Raw genomic sequence first — 21,102 nt, forward strand, 5'->3', positions numbered from 1 at the left:
CATTCCTGTTAGTGCGACACAGGAGCCTGAACGGACGGAGGTTCGAAACGGGGACTTTTCCTCAGTGAACTCCCAAGACTTCGGCAATCCTGCTTGCGATCTTCATGGCCAGCAGGGGAGGCACTGCATTCCCCACCTGTGTGTATTGCTGCGTGCGGTTACCCAGGAAGACGTAGTTGTCGGGGAACGTCTGCAGCCGCGCAGCCTCGCGTACGGTCAGGCTTCGCATCTGTTCATGGTCCGGGTGAATGTAGTAGTGCCCGTCCTTGGCGATGTGGGACACGACGGTGGACGAGGGCTTCCCCCACGCTTGGACGCGGAATCTGTCCTCAAACGGGACGACAACGTTGTTTATGTTGTTGTGCTTTGGCCAGTGGGCAGCAGGCAGGCTGCGCACTTTGGGGCTTTGACCGTCGTCCGTCACGAGGGCAGCAAGCAAGTAATAACGAACCAGGTCTTCGCGCATGTGTCCACGGGCTTCGTGGTTCCACGTGACCGGGGCAGCATCTTCACGGAGCCATTTTTGAAGTTCACCGGCTGCTGAGTCCTCGGCGAAAGGTTCCGCCGGGCGGACGGCGGTCGACCTAGTACCGAACTCATAAGGTCTGGGAGCATCCGCATGCTCCTTTCCGGGAAGCGCCCGCAGAATCTTGTGCGCCTGCTGACGGATCCTTGCCCAGTCTTCCCAAGTGGCCTGCGGCTGACGGGAAATGCCGGAACGCAAGTGCGGCAGGCTCCAGATGGCGTCCTGCACGGTTACGGGTTCGCGGGGTTCGAGGACCTTTGGGGCCGGAAGCTGGGCGTCCCGACGTAAACCCACGATGATGACCCGATGGCGCTTCTGGGGGATTCCGAACTGCTCGGACTTGATGATGAAGTCTGTGGGCTTGAGCTCTCCGGTGTCGCTACTGACCACCATCGAGTGAAGGTCATAGCCGGGCGCGCGCAGGTCTTGCTCAATCAGTTCAAAGATCTTGCCGTTGCCGCTCTTGGAGGAGAGCATGCCTTTGACGTTTTCCATCACGAAGACCGCAGGGCGGAACTCGGTGATGATGTGAAGGTATTCCTTGTACAGGAAGTGCTTGTGATCGTCCTTGAACGTGGCGTCGTGCTTACGCCGGGAGCGTCCGGCCATTGAGTAGGCCTGGCACGGCGGTCCGCCGATTAGGACCCATTCGGAGGCGTCCTGAAGAGATTCGCGGATCAACGCGTCGGACTCTGGACGGCTGTCCTCACTCAGGGTGAACTGCCGGACTTCGGCCTCCGCGTGCGCGAAAGCCTCAGCCACCTCCGGCGCGGCACGCATTTCGTCGTACGTCACGTCCTGGGCAAGGTACTTCTTGTAGATCTCAGGTTGACCTTCGGGCAAATCCAAAAGGAACCGGTGAGCCGCACGAAGGGTCAGAGTCTTTACTGCAGAGGTTTCCATCTCGATGGACAGAACCGTCTTGAAGACCCGGTTGCCGTCTTGGTCGCGGATACTGGAGAAGCCTTCGTTCAGGCCGCCAGGGCCAGCAAAGATGTCAACGACGGGGATCACGGTTTCCTCCAAAATTGGTGCGGCTCTCCAGGTTACCAAGCAGGAACGCGGAGCCTAGTAATCTTACCGGTTCCGCGCGTTCACCTCGCTCCCAGTGAACACCTCGGCACTGACAGTTTCGTCACCGTTGATCTCCGACCAGTCGACCCCAAGCCTTCGCCGCGATGTCACCTCGAAGATTTCGATACTGGTCGCGCGTGTCTGACCGGATTTTGGCTGGTGGCCACCACTGAACAACTGAAAGAGGGCTGAGGCCCGGGGCAGGTACGCCGATTAAACTCGAAGACGAGGTGAAACCCATGATTCCATGTGGTTGTGCGGGGCCAGCATCTTTCACGGTTGGGCCATAGCTCGAGACTGGCCACGCGTTTAACGAACATTCAGGCGGAATCTTTGGGGCAACCGTAGCTTGCACCACGGCGCTTAGAAACGTGTTTCTATGCGAAAGGTCAGAAGCCGTCGGTGTCTTGGTATGTTTACCAGGAACTAATGTCGATACCGGTCGCTTGTTACGCCGGTCCAATGGTCGTGACGGCGTTTGCGATTTTGGATACCGGCGTCTCTCGCGTTGAAATTGAATCATGCTTCTTTCATGAGCGATCGACGACATGTGAGCGGCTTATCCCCTCTATAGTGAGATCCATGACAAACACCACCACGATCGTCCCGCCCGGTTTCAAGTTATCCAAGTCGATTCGAGACGAATTGCCCCCTTCGGAACGCGCGTCCGCCCGAGAATCCTTGTGGCAAAAATCTCGAGGCAGGTGTTCTCTTTGTAACGAACCGCTTGCTGTGGACGGGACAGCGACTGACGTGGACCATGTGAAGGCACGCAAGGAAGGCAATGAAGGTGAAGGGGGCGTAACCGAGCTGAAAAACCTCTATTTGGCCCATAAGTCATGTAATCGAAGCAGGAAAAACCTTTCCTATCCTTTAGCGGCAACAGTTATCCGCTTTGGGAGGTGGTCCACTGCGCATCCTCGTCGATCCTTCGGAGATGTAATTAACCACTACATAGAAAACGGTAACCAACGCGTGGTGGTTTCTTTATCGGACACTACCGCGACTCTCACATTTGGTTCGATCGAGAGGTCCGCACCGATTTACGAAGATCCAGCCACCCGAACGAAATACTTTTTTATGAACGTTCCCATTGAGTACATTCAAAACGATGAAGGTACGCAACCGCGGTTTATAGAGCATGACCATGTTCGTACATTGGCTATCGACTTTAGCGACCGCCCCGTACATGAGCCGAGCAACTGTCGACTGGTTTCCTGCGATAATGGGCTTGCGGACCTGAAGCAATTCGACGGGCAACACAAAACGACGGCTCAGATTCTCCTAAAACGTACCGAGATTCCTATGAAGATGTACGTTGATCCGGATCCGGCTATGATCAACAACCTTGTAGTCCAAATTCAACAGGGGATCAAGAAACGCCCTTTGTCGACCACAGATACCCTGCAAAAACTCGACAAGGTCATGCAGGACAAAGTTGCTGCGTACAAGGCGAAGCACGACGGCAAAAGCCCTAGCGAAAGCGAGTTGGTCAGCGATCAGCCACTCCAAGACCAAGCGAAGTTCAAAAAGCAACTTCTCGCAAACTTCGAATGGGCAATCCTCAATCACGAAAACCTGGAACTGAAAAAGCAGAAGCTATTCAGTACCAAGTTGGATAAGAAGTTTCCGCTCACAGACCGCGTCTTGGTTACAAAGATTATTCGTCCCTTGGTCTGCCAAGAACTGTTGGATGAGCCGTTGGATAACTCAATTGCACGCGAGAATGAGCGCGAGGCGATAGTTCAGCTACTGAATCGAGTGACGGACAATATGCTCACTGATAAATGGCGGCCTCAGCCCCAAGGTGTGGAGGAAGACATTATGACGCTGCAAGCCCGCGCTTTCTTTATGCAAGGAGCTATTGCATGGTGGTTGAAGTCGATATTCATTCCCGCACTTCAGGGTCAGTTTCTTAAACAAAAGTGGAAGCGGCTGTTCCTTGAGCCACTATCCGAGGTTCAGCAGGAACGGCTTGATGGTTACATTGACCTGATCTGCGGATGGGATGTGTGGAGCACGACTGATGAAACTCATCTTGCGGCATGGCGAAGCAATACGGTTACGGCTGTTGAAAAGGCTTTCCCTGAATATTCTAACGTGTCACTCGTAAACCAGTTTGCCGGAACCTAACACGCGCTCCTCCGGGATCGTGACCCCTCGCTCCGGACATAGGCAGGCGGGCGAGGGGTGCGATTCCCGAGAAACAATCAGAGGAATCTTGGTTGGCGAATAGCCACTGATGGCGGACTGCGCCGACCGAACTAAACGGAGGCCCGATTACCTCACCGCCACATCAGGCCCGGGCCTGGACATGATAGCTATGGAGCAAATGTGCCTGATGCAGGGCAGCACCATGATCTGTTATCGCAGATCGATCTACAGGGAGGAACTGAACAAGGTAAAGCATCTTTTGCTGCACCCGCGTGAACGCTGTGTGATCATGAGACTTCGGTGGGGAAGCCGACGGCTCGGCGTCGGCTTTCGGGCCAGGGCACCTCGCCGGACGGAGTCTCCTCTGAGGGCAACAAACAGCGCAAAGTCCCCGTCACCGGGTTGGCCCACGTACTGCTCACCCCACCAGCCGCGAGGCTTTGCTCTCAGGACTTGGCGTAGGTAGAGAACCCCAAGACGACCAGGTGACTTTCCGTCACCGACATGACCGTCCGCAGGGTTGACGTCGTCGAACTCCACGACTTGCTCGGCCCTGCCATGGGCATCCCCGGGGCGCGACCTAGCTGCCGGAGCCCAAAGATCATCGCCGAGCGGGTCGGGCCGCGGGCTGGTCCCCGACACCCGGGCGTCGCCAGACTCCCTTTCCGATGCCAAACTCGCGCGCTACCTCATCCGTGATCTGCCGACGTCGGACCTTCACGTGTCTGACGAGCCCAACGCAACTAAGGCGTCAAGCTGTTTGTCGAACTAAGCCCGAAGAACCGATCGAAGTACGCGCCCAACTTCTCGAGAACCCGCTGCTTCTTCTCCCTGAGTCCTCCCGTGGGAGTGAACCGAGACACAGGAGGCAAAACCCTTGTGATCGCCGGGCCAGCCACCTGAATGCTCCCGTCAGCGAAAGCCATGTCAACGAAGCTCCGCGTTGCATCCGGTCGCAGGTTCTCTGCCTCGATGATCTTCTCGAGCTCACTTTCGCGGCGCTCCTCGATGAAAGCACGCCACTCTTCGTCGATTTCCCCGGTAATGGACACGCGGTCAATGAAGGCTTCGACCAGGTCCTTCTTGTTGCGCAGGGTCGGACTGGCGTCGACAGCGCGGGTAATCTCCGCGCGGATCTCCTTGTCTTCGCCATCACCGCGCTGCTCGCGGTACTTCTGGACAAGCATGAGGATGTAATCGACATTGATTTCGACCTGCTTGATCAGCTCAATCTCGAAGACGACGTCGTCGTTGATCTGTTCCTTGGCCGCAGTCTTTTCCTTGCGGAACTCCGCATACAGGTCCAAGTATACGCTCCGGTAGTCCTGGCCCTGCCGGGCGGTCAGGATCTCGTTGCCTGCGAACTCGTCGAAGGATGTGAGGACGTTCTGAAGGCGCAGGATTGTGCCGAACAGGGCGATGAATTCCTTCTGCGCGGATTCCCCGCTAATCGGTGTCCCGAGGGGGTAGGCGTTAAGGAGCTCGTCCACCTTTTCCTGATACTCGGAGTAGTACTCCGGGTACGGCTTCAGCAGGACGACGCCGCGGGCGTCCTTGTTGCCAAAGAGGGCGATGGCGTCGTTTGTCTGTTCTTCCAGATCCCGGAAAGAAACAATGTTGCCGTAGGTTTTTACGGAGTTGAGGATGCGGTTGGTCCGTGAGAAGGCCTGGATAAGACCATGAGCACGGAGGTTCTTATCCACGAACAGCGTGTTCATCGTCGTCGCGTCGAAGCCCGTGAGGAACATGTTCACGACGATGACGACGTCGATCTCCCGCTGCTTTAGGCGCAGCGACAGGTCCTTGTAATAGTTCTGGAATCGATCGGCGCTGGTGTCGAACGAGGTCCCGAACATCGCGTTGTAGTCCGCGATAGCTCCATCGAGGAAGGTGCGCGCATCGTCGCTAAGGCGTCCTGTATCGAACGCCTCTTCGTCGAGCGCACCGTCTTCCACGGCGTCGTTGGCACCGTACGAGTAGATGAGGCCGACCTTCAGTTTCCGGTCTGAGGGCAGATCCTTTTGCTGGGCCTGGAACTCCTGATAGTACTTCCGGGCAGCCGGAATTGATGCTGTGGCAAAGAAGGCATTGAACCCGCGGACCCGCTTTTCTCCCAGGGTGTATGCCTCGGCGCGCTTAGTCTTCTGGTCGAAGTGCTCAAGCGTGTATTCCACGATCTTGCGGATCCGCTCGGGCGCGAGCAGCGCCGTCTCCGTATCGATTGCGGACACCTGCTTGTCGACCACGTTCCCGACCTTGACCGTGTTCACATAGTCAATACGGAAGGGCAGGACATTCTTGTCCGTAATGGCATCCACGATCGTGTACGTGTGCAGCTTCTCGCCGAATGCCTGCTCGGTGGTCCTCAACCGCGGGTTGCCGCCGCTGCCGGCATTCTCGGCAAAAATCGGTGTCCCGGTGAAGCCGAAGAGGTTGTACCGCTTGAAAGCCTTCGTGATGGCGGTGTGCATGTCGCCAAACTGGGACCGGTGGCACTCATCGAAAATGATGACCACGTGGCCGCCGTAGATCGCGTGGCCCTTGTTGGCGTTGATGAATGTGGAGAGCTTCTGGATGGTCGTAATGATGATCCGCGCGCCGGGGTCCTCGAGCTGCTTCTTCAGCACAGCCGTGGAGGGATTCGAGTTCGCCGCCCCCTTCTCGAACCGGTCGTACTCCCGCATCGTCTGGTAATCGAGGTCTTTACGGTCGACGACGAAGAGCACCTTGTCCACCGACGGCATCTTGGATGCCAGCTGGGCTGCCTTGAACGAAGTCAGTGTTTTTCCCGATCCGGTGGTGTGCCAGACATACCCGCCGGCCGGCGCCGTACCAAGCTGCTTGTAGTTGGTGGAGATCTGGATTTTCTGCAGGATCCGCTCGGTTCCGACAATCTGGTACGGGCGCATGACCAGGAGCATGCGATCGGCGGTGAGCACGCAGTACTTCGTCAAGATATTGAGCAGGGTGTGTTTGGCGAAAAACGTCTTCGCGAAGGCCGTCAGATCCTGAATGGGTCTGTTCTGCGCATCCGCCCACCACGACGTGAACTCGAAGGAATTCGAGGTCTTGCGGGCGCGCTTCTTGCCGGTCACCTCGCTGATGTGCTGGCGGCGGGTGGTGTTGGAGTAGTACTTCGTCAACGTGCCGTTCGAAATGACGAACAGCTGCACATACTGGAAGAGTCCGGAGCCCGCCCAGAAACTGTGACGCTGGTACCTATCGATCTGGTTGAAGGCCTCGCGGATGTCTACACCGCGCCGCTTAAGCTCGATATGCACCATGGGGAGTCCGTTGACCAAGACTGTGACGTCGTACCGGTTGGCATAGTTTCCGCCTGCCTCACCCTGGGGAGTTTCGTACTGGTTGATGACCTGGAGTCGGTTGTTGTGGACGTTCTGCTTATCAATCAGGACGATATTTTTGACCGAGCCGTCGTCGCGGGTCAGGAGCTGAACATGATCCTCCTGGATCCGCACAGTCTTTTCGACGATGCCTTCATTCGTTCCGGCCAAGCGCTCGATGAAGAACTGCTCCCATTCGCTATCTGAGAAGGTGAAGTGATTCAGCGTCTCCAGCCGTGTGCGCAGATTGGCGGTGAGTTGCGCCTCCGAGGTGATCGGCAGGTACTCATAAGCCTGCGACTGCAGCAAGCGGATAAGTTCACTTTCGAGCTCGGATTCGGACTGATACGCACTTTCGGCCTTCGCATCCGGAACGTACTCGGCAACGACTGTGCTCTCATTCGAGACTGCAATCGGAGCGTACTTCCGCGAAGCTGCCTCGCTCATGCTGCTGCTTCCTTGAAGGTCAGCAGCCGGTCACGGTAGTACTCGTGCTGCTTCCGGCGCGCCGCAAGTTCTGCAGGGAGGCCGATACTTAGGTCGTTCAGGAGGATATCGAATCCATCGAGAATTTCGACAATGCGCTCCTGTTCCTCCATCGGAGGAACAGGAAGGGTGATCTTGCTCAGCCCTTCCCGCGATAGCCGCTTTACTTTAGCCCGGGAGACGTACTTTCCTTTTTGTGACTGAAACGCTTGAGTCTGTAAGTAGTAAGATACAAACTTCGGGTTCAATGGATGACGATAAAGGAAACAATCGTCGTGAATAGCTACATCTGTTTCCCCAAGCCAGGCAACAGCCTTCCCCACGTCTTCGACAGTCTCGCCAACGGCGGCAAGTATTACGTCCTTAGGCTTAGCAAGCCGAAGTTGCGAAACCATGCTTTCAGGTAGATGCGTGATAGTAGATGCGGTTGCAGTCCCATAAGACGTATAAATCTCGCCATAATGGATGCACTGAATTCCGGTTTTTGTAAAGTCGTCCTTAACGAAGCGCCGACCACGAATAAACTCACCAACGTGGCCCATAGGCAGCCACTGGAACTCCTGGCTGAGGCCCACGATTAGGAAATCGCGGTAGAACGCGTATTGAAGACGGCGAACTTCGAGCTCCGCTTCGAGCTCCGCTTCCAACTGGGTGAACCCATCCAGTATTCGCACGATCTCCCGCTGCACCTCAAGTGGCGGAACGGGGATCCGGAATGCCGAGTAGGTTGAGATCCACTGACGAGCATGATCTTGGGGTGCGTAACGAATGCAGCGCATCGCGTAGTAGGCGAAGCGGAAATCAATCGCCGCCCCATTCTTCGGCCGAAGCATCTTCATTGCTGATGATTTAGCTTTGAATGGAAAGTCAACCCATTTGAAAGCCGTGGTGAAGTCGTCAAATATGACTACCGGCTTGTTCGCAGATGCAGGGTAGATCCCGTTGACCTCATCGGTGTATCCCAATATAAAAGTTTGACCTGCGGTGAGCACTGGCGTGGGGAATGAGTCGTTGTATTGCGTTGATGCTACAAGGTATTTACCGGGTTGTTCGTAATCAAGCAGTTCACTGAGTGGCTGGAAGGGAACGCCGTCGGGGCAGAACCAACTGATCAGGTCCTGGAGTCGGCTCATTCCTGGCCCTCCAACTCGTTCACGATTGCGTCGATAGAGGTGCGGAGTTCCTGCTGCCGGTCAACGATCCGGGCTATCTTCGCATTTAGCTCGGTAATGTCGACGACCTCGCGGGTGTCTTCAGCCTCGACATAGGACGAGACCGCGATGTTGTAGGCGTTCGCAGCGATGTCCTCGTTTGGTACGAGCATAGCGAAATGCTCGGCGTCCTCGCGGGCAGTGAAAGCGTCCAGGATCTTTTGTTGATTAGTGACCGTGAGTTTGTTCTTGCTCCCGCCACGGGTGAATTCGGCGGACGCATCGATGAACAGGACGGCGTTGTCGTTCTTGGACTTCTTGAGCACGATGATGCAGGTCGCGATTCCGGTGCCAAAGAATAGGTCCGTCGGCAGTTGGATCACCGCGTCAACGTAGTTGTTATCGATCAGGTATTTACGGATTTTCGCCTCGGCACCACCCCGGTAAAGCACCCCGGGGAACTCGACGATCGCCGCAGTGCCGTTCACAGCCAGCCAAGACAGGATATGCATCGTGAACGCGAGGTCCGCTTTGGACTTCGGAGCGAGCACACCGGCGGGGGCGAAGCGGGGGTCGTTGATCAGCAGCGGGTTCGCGTCCCCTTCCCACCGAATGGAGTAGGGCGGGTTGGAGACGATCGCCTCAAACGGTTCATCGTCCCAGTGCGCGGGGTCCAGGAGGGTGTCTCCGTGGGCGAGGTTGAACTTCTCGTAGTTCACGTCGTGTAGGAACATGTTGATCCGGGCCAGGTTGTAGGTGGTCAGGTTGATTTCCTGACCGTAGAAGCCTTGGCGGACGTTGCCCTTGCCCAGGATCTTGTCGAACTTCAACAGCAGCGAACCGGACCCGACCGCCGGGTCGTAAACCTTGTTCACTGACTTTTTTCCCACTACGGTGATGCGGGCGAGTAGCTCGGAGACTTCCTGCGGCGTGTAGTACTCGCCGCCGGATTTGCCCGCGCTAGAGGCATACATCTGCATCAGGTACTCATACGCATCACCGAACAGGTCAATCGAGTGGTCCTCGAAGTTACCCAAGGGCAGGTCACCGATGGCGTCCAAAAGTTTCACGAGCTTCTCGTTGCGCTTGGCAACGGTGTTGCCGAGCTTGGAGCTGTTCACGTCCAGGTCATCGAAGAGGCCCTTCAGGTCGTACTCGCTGTCTCTGCCAACAGCGGATCCTTCGATGTTCTTGAACACATTGGCGAGGGTTTCGTTCAAGTTCTCATCCCGGGCTGCCCGCTTGCGCACGTTCTGAAAGAGTTCCGAGGGCAGAATGTAGAAGCCTTTCTCCTGAACGGTCACGTCCCGGCCGAACTCTGCCTGCGCATCGGGCAGGACGGTGTAGTTGAAGCCGGGACTCCCCGCGGCTCGTTCGCTCTCGTTGATGTAAGCGGTGAGGTTCTCGGAGATGAACCGGTAGAACAGCATGCCCAGCACGTAGCTTTTGAAGTCCCACCCATCGACTGATCCCCGCAGGTCGTTCGCGATGCGCCAGATGGTTTTGTGCAGCTCGGCGCGCTGACCTTCTCGAGTGGTGGGGGTCATATGTTGGTGTCTCCTGGGTAATACATGCGGTACGACAATACTTGGATTAGTACCTTCCTATGGTATCGACGGGGGCCCACAGCCGGGGCCGGGCTCGCCAGCCATGGAGGAACGAAGATGGTGAGAGGATTCCAGCCGACGAGATGACCAGTGTCGTAGACTGCCTCGACGGTATTGGTTATGGGAGGGCTCAATGACGGCATGGATGGTGAGAGCTGGCAGTTCGGGTGAGCGCGAACAGTGGGCCCTGGAAAACGGTTACACAGGCGCCGGATATGGTGACGTCGCCTCTCTAAACGGCTGCGCCACCCGCGAAGATGTCATGCAGAAGGTGAGCCAGGGAATCCCCAACAGCTCGCCCGGTGCTGTCAAGAACTTCGCTGCGCAGCTTTGGGCATTGAAGCAGCGCATGCAAATAGGTGATCTGGTGGTGATGCCTCTGAAGAGGACTTCTGAGATTGCCATTGGCAGCATCGACAGCGAGTACACGTACTTGGACGATCCGGATCCTCAACGGCGTCACGTGCGCCGGGTCACGTGGAAAGTCACCGACCTTGCCCGGTCGCGGATCAAGCAGGACCTGTTGTACTCCCTCGGCGCCTTCTCTACGGTGTGCCAGATACAACGTAACGACGCCGAGCACCGGCTTCGTTCCTGCATCTCAGGCGGTGCCGACCCTGGAGCACGTGTAGGCCTGTCAGCCTCCGTAACAGCGCCGTCGCCTATTGCACCCGTGCTTCACATCGAAGAAGCCGAAGAGCTCATAGAAGCTCCAGTGGACGTTGCACGCTACGCCGCCGACACTATTGCAAGTCGCACCATCGAAGCCTTCTCCGGACACAAGATGGAAGGGCTCATCGCCGATATCCTCAGGAGCGCCGGGTACGTCTGCACCGAGCACGGCGAAGGGACCGACGACGGAATCGACATTGTCGCAGGCAAAGGGATCCTCGGCTTGGAACCGCCGCGTCTGATCGTTCAGGTAAAAAGTCAGGCCTCGCCGGTTGACTCGCCGACCGTGTCGCAGCTGCACGGATCGTTGGCCATCCACGGCGCGGATCAGGGTCTGCTGGTGGCGTGGGGCGGGCTTACCAGGGCAGCGCGCAAGCTCCTGGAATCGCAGCGCTTCGCCATCCGGGTTTGGGACGCTGACGAAGTGGTCTCCCAGTTGCAGGAACATTACGCCTCGCTTCCGGCCCGGGTCCGCCGGGAACTTCCGCTCAAACAGATCTGGACGCTGGCCGACGAGGCCGGGTAAATCGGAGGGCATGGGACAAAAGCTCACCCGGCAGAACGCCTCGCGGGCATTACGAATTGAGGAATCCGTGCGTTTCTGACTACGGGCGCCGAAGTTTCCTTAGGGGAGTGGCACCGATCTGGCAGAGACGCAGCTCCTGTTCGGACCTTAACGACCGGAGACAACCACTCAATTCGGCCCCCGCCCCTCCGTCTGCAAGGATGCTGGTAAGCCTGCTGATAAAGGAGTCATCCATGCCTTCCCCCGCCCCCGTCGCCACACAAGGACCCGCCGCCACCTACGGCGTCCACTCCGAGGTCGGGAAACTCCGCAAGGTTCTGGTCTGCGCCCCAGGCCTCGCGCACGAACGGCTCACCCCCACCAACCGGGAAGACCTGCTCTTTGACGACGTGATGTGGGTGGAGAACGCCCAGCGCGACCACGCCGACTTCGTGACCAAAATGACCGAGCACGGCGTCGACGTCGTGGAACTGCATGACCTGCTCGGCGCCACCGTGGACATCCCCGAGGCGCGGACCTGGCTGCTGGACCGGAAGATCATCGCCAACCGGGTCGGCCTCGGCCTGGTCGCCGGCACCCGGGCCTTCCTCGATTCGCTGACCGGGGCGGAGCTGGCGCGCTACCTCATCGGCGGGCTCACGACGTCGGACCTCCCCACCGACTACCTCAGCGGCTACGTCGCCCTGGTCCGGGAATCGCAGGGCAGGCCCGAGTACCTGCTGCCGCCGCTGCCCAACACCCTCTACACCCGGGACACCACCTGCTGGATCGGCTCCGGGCTGACCCTGAATCCGCTGTACTGGCCGGCCCGACACGACGAGACCCTGCTGATGCAGGCCATCTACCGGTTCCACCCGGACTACGTGGGCGCGAAAATCTGGTGGGGCAACGCGGAAAAGGACTGGAGCCAGGCCTACCTGGAGGGCGGCGATGTCATGCCGGTGGGTAACGGCACCGTGCTGCTGGGCATGGGGGAGCGCACCTCCCGGCAGGCCATCACCCAGCTCGCCCAGGCCCTGTTCCAGGACGAAGCGGCGGAGCGGATCGTCGTCGCCGGCATGCCGAAGCTGCGCGCCGCGATGCACCTGGACACCGTGTTCACCTTCGCGGACCGGGACCTGGCGACCATCCACCCGGCCATCGTGGACGGCATCCACCCCTTCACCATCCACCCCTCGGACAAGGCCCCCGGCTTGGAAATCCGCGACCACCGGGACCGCCGCTTCGTGGACGTGGTCGCCGAAGCCATGGGCTACAAGCAGCTGCGCCTGGTGGAGACCGCCGGGGACTACCACGCGACCGAACGCCAGCAGTGGGACAGTGCGAACAACGCCGTCGCCCTGGAACCGGGCGTGGTGTTCACCTATGACCGCAACACCCAGACCAATGCGGCGCTGCGCAATGCCGGCGTCGAGGTTATCCCGATCGTCGGCGCCGAGCTCGGCCGCGGCCGCGGCGGCGGGCACTGCATGACCTGCCCGATCATCCGGGATCCGCTGGACTAACCAGACGACGACGGCGGCGTGCCGGATGCGGCGGCCTCGAGCTGCCGGCCGCCGATTCGGAGCCCGCCGTCTCCCTCTGAGAGGATTGTGGTGAGCCGCTGACGGAGGAGTTCCCCGCAGGAAGCGGTCGGTTTCTCCATCTAAGCGGTGTTGCCTCAGTGCCGCCACATCCGATTGGAAAGAACCGTGTCTAATGCGCCTGCTTCGGGGGACAAAGCTCCAGCGGCCAAACTCTCGCTGCTGACCCTCACCACTGTGGTGATCGGGTCCATGGTCGGGGCCGGGGTATTTTCCCTGCCCCAGCGCTTCGCCGAGGAAACCGGGGTGTGGGGTGCACTCGTCGCCTGGCTGATTGCGGGGTCCGGCATGCTGATGCTGGCTTTTGTGTTCCAGCGGCTGTCCATGCGCAAACCGGCGCTTGATGCGGGGGTTTTCGCCTACGCCAAGGCCGGCTTCGGAAATTACGTGGGGTTCTTCTCCGCAGCGGGGTACTGGGCCAGTGCCTGTGTTGGAAACGTCACCTACTGGGTGCTCACCATGTCCACGCTGGGAGCCCTGTTTCCGCAGCTGGGCGCAGGGGACACCCTCCTCGCCGTCGTGCTGTCCTCGGTCGGGCTGTGGGGATTCTTCTCCCTGATCAGGCGCGGCATTCGGGAAGCCACGGCCATTAACCGGATAGTCACGATAGCCAAGGTTGTTCCCATCCTGGTCTTTGTGCTGTTTGCCGTCTTCCTGTTCGACCCCGCCGTCTTCGCGGGAAACCTTACCGGGGCGGACTCTACGGGGCCGCTGTTCGAGCAGGTCAGCAACACGATGCTGGTGACGGTGTTCGTGTTCCTCGGTGTTGAAGGTGCCAGTGTGTATTCGCGCCATGCCCGACGGCGGGAGGACGTTGGCCGGGCCACCATCCTCGGCTTTCTGAGCGTTTTTGCCATCTTTGCCTCGGTCACGATCGTTTCCTACGGCGTCCTGCCGATGGAACAGCTCGCCGAGCTGCGCCAACCGTCCATGGCGGGTGTCCTGGAAGCGGGAGTGGGGACCTGGGGGCTGGTGTTCGTCAGCGCAGGCCTGATCATTTCGGTGATGGGCGCTTACCTGGCCTGGAGCCTGATGGCAGCGGAGGTTCTGTATGTGGCCGCCCGGGAGAAGGACATGCCGCGGTTCCTGTCCCGGGTCAGTGAGGACGACGTTCCGGTCAACGCCCTGCTGCTGAGCACCCTGCTCAGCCAACTGGTCATGGTCATCACCTACTTCTCCGAGGACGCCTTCAACTTTGCCCTGGACATGACCGCGGTCCTGACGTTGTTTTCCCTCCTTTTCGCGGCTCTCTACGCCCTCAAGCTCGGCTGGACCGGCGAAACGTATGAAGGAGCCCCGAGCCGCATTCGGCGGGGCGACCTGGCCATTGCCCTCATTGCCACCATTTACTCGGTGTTTCTGGTCTACGCCGCCGGGCTGTCCCTGGTGCTGCTTTCAATGATCTTTTATGCCCCCGCCACCGTCCTGTTTGTGATCGCGCGCCGTGAACAAGGCAAACGCGTCTTCCGGGGAGGGGAGCTGGTTCTTTTCCTTATTACGTTGGCAGGAGCCGTCGCATGCGTGCTCGCCCTGGCCCAGGGCTGGATAGAGCTCTAGGGATCCGCTGGACTAACAACGACGACGGCGGGTCACCGGCTCGCCCGGGCCGAGAGGTTCCGCCAATGAAGGACCACCGCAATAACGATCAGGGGCACGTGGATGGCCGGGAGGTTTCGAGCCAGCCAGCGCGGTAAATAGATGTCGGTGACCGACCCGGTGCTGTCTCCGAGATCGCGTGCCACCGCCGTCAGCGGGCAGTGGAATCCGTTGCCGGCGAAGACCAGGGTCTCCGCTGCCACCACAGCGGCGGCGATCCCCGCCCTCCGGTCAGACTGCCTTCGGAACCCGGCGTACAGGACGTAGAGCATGCAGGCCTCAATGGTGAACCACAAAAACGTGTGAAGAGCCTTTACCGCCCTAAGCAGTGCGCTGCGCCGGTCCATGCCCCATTATTGCTGCGTGCCGGCCGGAAAGTGAGCCCAGCAACCAGACGCGGATCCCTTCACCGGCCGTGATAGCCACCAGGCACTACAGCGCGACCTGCCCGGAAGCCCCGTAGAATCGACCGATGCCCGACACCTTGCAGCCCGCCACGTCCACCGCATCGCGTACCACCACCACCTCCACCCGCCTGGCCCGGATCGTCACCGAGATCTCCGCCCCGGCCGTCCTGGTGGGGATCCTCCTGCTGCTGCAGCCCCTGCTCACCCCGGACGTGACCTGGCTGCAGGGCATCACGGCGGCGCTGTTCACCGTAGGGCTGCCCTTCGCCGGGATCCTGGTGCTGAAGCGGCGCGGCCGAGTGACCGACCATCACGTGGGTGTGCGGACCCAGCGGGCACCGATCCTGGCCGCCTCTGCAGTGTCGATGGGCATCGGCGCCCTGCTTCTGGTTCTGCTCGACGCCCCCGCAGCGATGTTCGGCGAAATCGGCGGCGTGTTCATCGGCATGATGCTGTGTCTGGCAGCCAACCTGGTGTGGAAGCTGTCGGTGCATTCCGCCGTCGCCGCCTACGTCGGGTTGGCCCTGCTCGCACCCATCCCCACGCTCGGCGCGGCACTGGCCCTGCTGCTGGCCTCGGCCACGGGCTGGTCCCGGGTGAAGCTCGGCGACCACACGCCCACCCAGGTCTTGGCCGGACACATCGCCGGCTGCCTGGCCTTCGCCCTCGCCCTGCTGCTGCCCTAAGCCTCGCCGAAGCATCCCCGGATTGCGATAAAGTCAGGACAGTCTCTTCACACCAATGCAGTATGAATAAGTGTGGAAAACAACGATGGGGAAAGAATGACAATGCGTTTCGGGAAGTCCGCCGGGGAACGGGCCACCTCAAAAGCAGTGGTCGACGCCCTGAACCTGGGCGAGCACGTCACCTTCGATGACCTGCTCGCAGCCGTCACCAAGACACACGGCAAACCCATTGAACTGCGGGATATTGACTCCGCCGTCATTCCCTCCGTGACCGGGCTTTGGATTGAAAAGGACAAAAAGTCCATCATCCTGCTGCCCTCCGGTGACAATAAACTGCACCGCACGCACGCCGCCTGCCACGAGTTCGGCCACATCCTGCTGCGCCACCAGGGCTGCGGCGGCGTGGAAACCACCATGCCCTCCCTGTTCCAGCACATCGGCAGCCGCAAGGGCATCCGCCGGATGCTCGCCCGGTCCCTGACTTGGAACGCGACCGAACGCGCCGCCGAACAGGTGGCGTACCTGCTCTCCCTGGCCCTGCTGCCCAAGGAACCCGAGAGCCCCAGCAGCTTTGAACGGACGTTCCTGTGATCACCCTGCAGATGCTGCCGGCCGCTGCGCTCTGGACGCTCGTGGTCATCCGGCTGATCGGCCTGCGCTTCGGCTGGAAGCCCGGCATCCTGCCCGGCATCGCCGCCGTTGCCACCGGCGCAACCCTGAACATTGACCAGGTCTACCTCTTCGTTGATTCCCTGCTGGGGGAGCGGAACCTGCTCAACCTGATCGTGCACCTGATCATGGGCGCCGGCATGACCGAACTGTGCCGGCTGCTGCTCAAGGCCACCGGCAGGACGGACGACGACGGCGGGCGGCACGTCAGGGTACTGGTCGGCCTGGGCGTTGTCCTCGCCGTGATCCAGACGACCCTGTTGCTGGTGTCCGACACCCCGGGCTCCGCCACCAACTTCACCGACGCCTTCGCGTCCATCCCCACGATCGCCCCCTACCAGGCCAGCTTCTTCGCCTGGATCGGCGTGGTGCTCGGCTACACCGGCATCGAATGCCTACGCCGGGACAAGGCCGGGGAGTCCCGGGAATTCGGCATCGGCGTGCGCATCCTCAGTGCCGGCTGCCTCGCCGGCGTGGGCGCCGTGGCGGTGAAGATGCTGCTGATCGGGATGGAGTTCTTCGGCGTGCAGGCGCCCTTCGGCCTCTACATTGGCTACCGGATCCTCATGGCACTGACCATGCTCGGCTTCGCCGTCGGGTTCGCGGTGCCGTCCTACGCCCGGATGAAAACCGCCGCCGCCGCCCGCCGTCGTCGTGCCGAGGACCTGGACGCCCTTCGCCCCATCGTGCGCCGCCTGATGAGGACCTGCGAAGGCACCCGGGCGCTGGAAGCAGCCAACGTGTCCCTCGCCGCCCGCACCTCCAAGACCCAGCTCTACCGCTGGTTCATCCTCATCGGTGACATCCGGGTCCTGGAACCCGGGCTGCTCTCGCCGGAGGAGACCCGCATTGTTGATCAGATAGGCAGAAGAATTGAAGACACTGGAACACCCGCCCGCCGCGCAGCGCTCTCCGGCGGCTAGCTGGTACTCCACAATCCTGCCGCCGGCCCTGGTGCTGGCGGTCCTCATCATCGCGGCCGGCATCGAGGCCGGGCTGCGGCTGCCGGGCGTGCTTCTGCTGCTGGTGGGCATAGTGGTGGTGCCCGGGGTGATCTACAAGGGCACCAAGGGATGGTTCCGACGGCGCGGGATCTCGGACCGGTGGCGGGCCGCGACAGTGGCTGCGCTGATGCTGGCCGGCGCCGTCGTCTGCTACCTGCTGCCCGTGGCTTCGCCGGTGCCGCAAACGGTGACCGGGCTGCTGCTCGGCAACCTGGGGCTGGTGTTTTTCCGGCGCTGGCTCAATGTCTCGGCGCATGTGTCCGTGCTGACCTTCGGCGTGCTCTGGATGACGGCGACCTACGGGGCGGGCTGGGCGTGGCTGTTGATATTATCGCCGTTGATGATCCTCAGCCGGGTGTCCCTCGGCGAACACAGCCTGCGGGAGGCGCTGTCCGGCGCCGCCCTGGGGCTGGCAACCTTCTGCTGCTTCCTTGCAGTGATGACTTGGAGCTGACGCATGAATGATTTTGATCTTCCCCCGGAGCGCACTGCGGGCCTTCGGCGAGCCGAAACGCTGGCCCGGAAGATCAACCTCCTGCTGGACGTCATCATGTCCGAGTCCGGCAAGCCCTTTGACTACCCGGCCATCCGGGACGGGGCGCAGAAGGCCGGCTACTACCTCTCCCGCACCCGCTGGTCACTGCTGAAATCCGGCAAGGAGCAGGTGGTCCCGGACGAAGCGCTGCGGGCCATTGCCGCCGTTTTCGATGTGGACCCGGACTACCTGCTGCTGGAGGACGGCAACCTGCCCGAACGGGTGGAGGCCGAGCTGGAACTGCTGCGCAGCATGCGCCGCGCCGAGGTGCGCAACTTTGCGGCCCGTGCCCTGGGCCCGGTGGACCCGGAGGCACTGAAGGCCATTGCGAAGATTCTGGACGAGAGCGACTAGGCCTTCCTTTCCCAGCGGGGATCAGGTGCGGATCAGCGGAATCGGTCCCCCCGAATAGTTACAGCCGCGAGAAAAACTTTGCGCCCCGTAAAGGGCAGTGGTACGCTCACAAACATGTTTCACACATGTGTGAGACGTGTTTGATAACTCGATAAACGCTGGACGGGGCAATCCTGGTCCGGGGATGTTCGTGCACCGTGACTGGGGGGTCACCGCCGAATCTCTCCGCCGCAGGAGTTCCGCTGGTTTCCGGTTGGTGGCTCGGTCCTTGATCGGGAGTGAATCAGCGGGGCGTGCCCCGTACGGCGTTTGTTGCGGATCGGATCAGGTGCCTCGGCGCCCCCGAGTCCGGATCATCCGCTGCCTGTGGGGGGACAGTGCGTGATGACAACAGAAGCCAGCGGATACCGTCCGCTGGCTTCGCTGTTTTCCGGCCGTAACTACCGCGAGCTGAAGGCCGCATCAAAGGCGGCGTCCGGCGGATCCATCGCCAGCGACTTCACAAAGGCCAGCGCCTCCGGGGCACCCACCAGCCGGTCCATCCCGGCGTCCTCCCATTCCACGGAGATGGGCCCCTCGTAGCCGATGCTGTTGAGCATCCGGAAGGCGTCCTCCCACGGCACGTCGCCGTGCCCGGTGGAAACGAAGTCCCAGCCGCGCCGTGGATCGGCCCACGCCAGATGCGAGCCCAGCCGGCCGTTGCGCCCGTTGGACATCCGCTTCTTCGTGTCCTTGCAGTCCACGTGATAGATCCGGTCGGAAAAGTCCCAGAGGAAGCTGACCGGATCCAGGTCCTGCCAGACAAAATGGCTGGGGTCCCAGTTCAGGCCGAAGGCCGGACGGTGCCCGATGGCTTCCATGGCCCGCTGCGTAGTCCAGTAGTCGTAGGCAATCTCGCTGGGATGCACCTCGTGCGCAAACCGGACGCCTACCTCGTCAAACACGTCCAGGATGGGGTTCCAGCGGTCCGCGAAGTCCCGGTAGCCGGCGTCGATCGCTTCGGCGGAGACCGGCGGGAACATCGCCACGTATTTCCAGATCGAGGAACCGGTGAAGCCCACCACGGTCCTCACCCCCAGTGCGGCGGCGAGCCGGGCGGTGTGCTTCATTTCCTCGGCGGCACGCTGCCGGACACCTTCGGGATCCCCGTCGCCCCAGACCTGGTCCGGCAGGATGTCCCGGTGCCGCTGGTCAATCGGGTCATCGCAGACTGCCTGGCCCTTGAGGTGGTTGGAGATGGCATAGACCTTCAGGTGGTACTTCTCCAGGATGTCGCGGCGGCTCTGCACGTACTCTTGGTCATCCCACCGCCACGGGTCCAAGTGATCGCCCCAACAGGCGATCTCCAGGCCGTCGTAGCCCCACTCCGAGGCAAGGCGGGCCACTTCCTCCAGCGGCAGGTCGGCCCACTGGCCGGTAAACAGGGTGACAGGACGGGGCATGGCTGGCTCCTTCGGGACGGGGATTATCGACGGTGACTAACTCGGTCAGGCGACGGGCGTCCAGACACTGGACTTGCCCGCGCTGCGGGATACGGCGTCCAGCACTTCCTGGACCTGCAGGCCGTCAGCGAACGACGGCGACGGGTCGGTTCCGGCGGCAACGGCCTCGACAAAGTCCTTGGCCTGGTGCACAAAACCGTGCTCGTAGCCCAGCGAATGTCCGGCGGGCCACCAGGCCTCCATGTAGGGATGGGCGGGTTCGGTGACCATGATCCGGGTGAAGCCCTGCCGGTCCGCCGGCGCGGTGTAGTCATAGAAGTCCAGGAAGTTCAGGTCCTCGAGGTCGAAGCTGAGCGCCCCGCGCGTGCCCGAGATTTCCACGCGCAATGCGTTCTTGCGCCCGGTGGCCATCCGGCTGGCTTCAAAGCTGCCCAGTACCCCCGTGTCGAAGCGCCCGGTGAACAGCGCGACGTCGTCCACGGTCACCGGACCGCGTTCTTCGCTGCCGCCGGCCGTCCCGCCCAGCCCGCCGCCGTGTGCCTTCCCATCGGCGTCGTCTGTTGCAGCGGCGGGGGAGTCCGCAGGGATCGGACGGGTGGGCACCAGGGTTTCCAGGGTGCCGCTGACCTCGGACAGCCGGAGCCCGGTGATGTACTGGGCCAGGTCCACGGCGTGGGCGGCCAGGTCTCCGAGCACACCGGAGCCGGCCTGTTCCTGCTGGAGCCGCCAGGTCAGTGGCGCGTCCGCGTCCACCAGCCAGTCCTGCAGGTAGACCGCCCGTACCTGGCGTACGTCGCCGACGGCGCCGGCGGCCACGAGGTTCCGGGCATGGGTGGTGGCGGGCAGCCGGCGGTAGGTGAATCCGACCATCGCCCGTGCACCGGAGGAGGTCCGGGCAACCGCAGCTGCCTCGGCCATGGCGCGTGCCTCGTCGGCCGTGTTGGCCAGCGGTTTTTCGCACAGCACGTGTTTGCCTGCCTGCAGCGCCGCAATGGCGATCTCCGCGTGCGAGGCACCGGGGGTGACAATGTCGATCACGTCGATGTCCTCCCGCGCCACTGCCTCGCGCCAGTCGGTGGCAGTTTCCGCCCAGCCCCATTTCGCGGCGGCAGCGGCGGTGCGGCCGGCATCCCGGCCCACCAGCAGCGTGGGCTCCGGCTGCAGCGGCAGGTCAAAGAACCGCGGTGCCACCCGCCAGGCCTGTGAATGGGCGGCACCCATAAAACCGTGCCCGATCATGGCCACTTTCAGGGGCTTGTTCTCCTGCATGGATTTCCTCTTTCCGG

At 61.1% G+C, this 21,102-nt stretch carries 16 protein-coding genes; 9 read left to right on the forward strand and 7 right to left on the reverse strand.

The genetic code is table 11. The features are described from left to right. Positions 1-61: 61 nt before the first annotated feature. On the reverse strand, positions 62-1,540 hold the full coding sequence (locus tag MUK71_RS03645; protein WP_227929106.1) for a DNA cytosine methyltransferase: 1,479 nt from the start codon (positions 1,538-1,540) through the stop codon (positions 62-64). A 642-nt stretch (positions 1,541-2,182) separates the two neighbouring features. Here MUK71_RS03645 and MUK71_RS03650 point away from each other — a divergent pair. After that, on the forward strand, positions 2,183-3,733 hold the full coding sequence (locus tag MUK71_RS03650) for an HNH endonuclease signature motif containing protein (RefSeq protein WP_227929105.1): 1,551 nt from the start codon (positions 2,183-2,185) through the stop codon (positions 3,731-3,733). Positions 3,734-4,497: 764 nt separating this feature from the next. On the opposite strand, the gene MUK71_RS03655 is transcribed toward MUK71_RS03650, so the two are convergent. From MUK71_RS03655 to MUK71_RS03665, 3 genes are read right to left on the reverse strand one after another with little or no spacing between them, the layout of a single operon-like run. Beyond that, positions 4,498-7,545 (reverse strand): type I restriction endonuclease subunit R, encoded by a 3,048-nt coding sequence (locus MUK71_RS03655; RefSeq protein WP_227929104.1) that lies wholly within the window; start codon positions 7,543-7,545, stop codon positions 4,498-4,500. Continuing rightward, positions 7,542-8,717, reverse strand: coding sequence for a restriction endonuclease subunit S (locus tag MUK71_RS03660; RefSeq protein WP_227929103.1), 1,176 nt, complete (start codon positions 8,715-8,717; stop codon positions 7,542-7,544). The genes MUK71_RS03655 and MUK71_RS03660 overlap by 4 nt, the downstream gene beginning before the upstream one ends. Next, positions 8,714-10,282 carry a type I restriction-modification system subunit M gene (locus MUK71_RS03665; RefSeq protein WP_227929102.1) on the reverse strand — a complete coding sequence of 523 codons (1,569 nt, stop codon included), beginning with the start codon at positions 10,280-10,282 and terminating at the stop codon, positions 8,714-8,716. The genes MUK71_RS03660 and MUK71_RS03665 overlap by 4 nt, the downstream gene beginning before the upstream one ends. Positions 10,283-10,475: 193 nt before the next feature. Here MUK71_RS03665 and MUK71_RS03670 point away from each other — a divergent pair, with 193 nt between their 5' ends. From MUK71_RS03670 to MUK71_RS03680, 3 genes are all read left to right on the forward strand, one after another. Beyond that, complete coding sequence (locus MUK71_RS03670; protein WP_227929101.1) at positions 10,476-11,540, forward strand: restriction endonuclease; 1,065 nt, start codon at positions 10,476-10,478, stop codon at positions 11,538-11,540. Between the two features lie 233 nt (positions 11,541-11,773). Beyond that, a complete protein-coding gene (locus MUK71_RS03675; protein WP_227929100.1) occupies positions 11,774-13,045 on the forward strand; it encodes an arginine deiminase in 1,272 nt (423 codons plus the stop codon). Positions 13,046-13,231: 186 nt separating this feature from the next. Next, positions 13,232-14,680 carry a basic amino acid/polyamine antiporter gene (locus MUK71_RS03680; RefSeq protein ID WP_227929099.1) on the forward strand — a complete coding sequence of 483 codons (1,449 nt, stop codon included), beginning with the start codon at positions 13,232-13,234 and terminating at the stop codon, positions 14,678-14,680. A gap of 32 nt (positions 14,681-14,712) precedes the next feature. Here MUK71_RS03680 and MUK71_RS03685 read toward each other — a convergent pair whose 3' ends face one another. Beyond that, positions 14,713-15,066, reverse strand: a complete 354-nt coding sequence (locus tag MUK71_RS03685) for a hypothetical protein (RefSeq protein WP_227929098.1) — start codon at positions 15,064-15,066, stop codon at positions 14,713-14,715. A gap of 125 nt (positions 15,067-15,191) precedes the next feature. Between MUK71_RS03685 and MUK71_RS03690 the strand changes: the two genes are divergently transcribed. The 5 genes from MUK71_RS03690 (at position 15,192) to MUK71_RS03710 (ending at position 18,374) form a co-directional block, all read left to right on the forward strand. Further along, complete coding sequence (locus tag MUK71_RS03690) at positions 15,192-15,812, forward strand: phosphatase PAP2 family protein (protein WP_227929097.1); 621 nt, start codon at positions 15,192-15,194, stop codon at positions 15,810-15,812. Positions 15,813-15,914: 102 nt separating this feature from the next. Next, positions 15,915-16,403, forward strand: a complete 489-nt coding sequence (locus MUK71_RS03695; RefSeq protein WP_227905379.1) for a hypothetical protein — start codon at positions 15,915-15,917, stop codon at positions 16,401-16,403. Beyond that, entirely contained in the window at positions 16,400-17,404 is a 1,005-nt protein-coding gene (locus MUK71_RS03700; RefSeq protein ID WP_227929096.1) for a hypothetical protein, read from the forward strand. The genes MUK71_RS03695 and MUK71_RS03700 overlap by 4 nt, the downstream gene beginning before the upstream one ends. Beyond that, entirely contained in the window at positions 17,355-17,939 is a 585-nt protein-coding gene (locus MUK71_RS03705; RefSeq protein WP_227929095.1) for a hypothetical protein, read from the forward strand. The genes MUK71_RS03700 and MUK71_RS03705 overlap by 50 nt, the downstream gene beginning before the upstream one ends. Positions 17,940-17,942: 3 nt before the next feature. Then, on the forward strand, positions 17,943-18,374 hold the full coding sequence (locus MUK71_RS03710; protein ID WP_227905372.1) for a hypothetical protein: 432 nt from the start codon (positions 17,943-17,945) through the stop codon (positions 18,372-18,374). Between the two features lie 440 nt (positions 18,375-18,814). Here the strand turns inward: MUK71_RS03710 and MUK71_RS03715 are convergent, their stop codons facing one another. Both MUK71_RS03715 and MUK71_RS03720 read right to left on the reverse strand, forming a co-directional pair. After that, positions 18,815-19,816: a sugar phosphate isomerase/epimerase family protein gene (locus MUK71_RS03715; protein WP_227929094.1), complete on the reverse strand. Its 1,002-nt coding sequence runs from the start codon at positions 19,814-19,816 to the stop codon at positions 18,815-18,817. Between the two features lie 45 nt (positions 19,817-19,861). Next, entirely contained in the window at positions 19,862-21,085 is a 1,224-nt protein-coding gene (locus tag MUK71_RS03720; RefSeq protein WP_423724622.1) for a Gfo/Idh/MocA family protein, read from the reverse strand. Between the last annotated feature and the right edge of the window lie 17 nt (positions 21,086-21,102).

Source organism: Arthrobacter zhangbolii (assembly GCF_022869865.1).
In the GTDB taxonomy this organism is placed as follows: Bacteria; Actinomycetota; Actinomycetes; order Actinomycetales; family Micrococcaceae; genus Arthrobacter_B; species Arthrobacter_B zhangbolii.

Coding starts and splice junctions, on each gene's coding strand:
- MUK71_RS03675 (WP_227929100.1), top strand. CDS start 11,774: ATGCCTTCCCCCGCCCCCGTCGCCACACAAGGACCCGCCGCCACCTAC.
- MUK71_RS03715 (WP_227929094.1), bottom strand. CDS start 19,816: ATGCCCCGTCCTGTCACCCTGTTTACCGGCCAGTGGGCCGACCTGCCG.
- MUK71_RS03660 (WP_227929103.1), bottom strand. CDS start 8,717: ATGAGCCGACTCCAGGACCTGATCAGTTGGTTCTGCCCCGACGGCGTT.
- MUK71_RS03720 (WP_423724622.1), bottom strand. CDS start 21,085: ATGCAGGAGAACAAGCCCCTGAAAGTGGCCATGATCGGGCACGGTTTT.
- MUK71_RS03695 (WP_227905379.1), top strand. CDS start 15,915: ATGCGTTTCGGGAAGTCCGCCGGGGAACGGGCCACCTCAAAAGCAGTG.
- MUK71_RS03690 (WP_227929097.1), top strand. CDS start 15,192: ATGCCCGACACCTTGCAGCCCGCCACGTCCACCGCATCGCGTACCACC.
- MUK71_RS03665 (WP_227929102.1), bottom strand. CDS start 10,282: ATGACCCCCACCACTCGAGAAGGTCAGCGCGCCGAGCTGCACAAAACC.
- MUK71_RS03685 (WP_227929098.1), bottom strand. CDS start 15,066: ATGGACCGGCGCAGCGCACTGCTTAGGGCGGTAAAGGCTCTTCACACG.
- MUK71_RS03650 (WP_227929105.1), top strand. CDS start 2,183: ATGACAAACACCACCACGATCGTCCCGCCCGGTTTCAAGTTATCCAAG.
- MUK71_RS03655 (WP_227929104.1), bottom strand. CDS start 7,545: ATGAGCGAGGCAGCTTCGCGGAAGTACGCTCCGATTGCAGTCTCGAAT.
- MUK71_RS03710 (WP_227905372.1), top strand. CDS start 17,943: ATGAATGATTTTGATCTTCCCCCGGAGCGCACTGCGGGCCTTCGGCGA.
- MUK71_RS03670 (WP_227929101.1), top strand. CDS start 10,476: ATGACGGCATGGATGGTGAGAGCTGGCAGTTCGGGTGAGCGCGAACAG.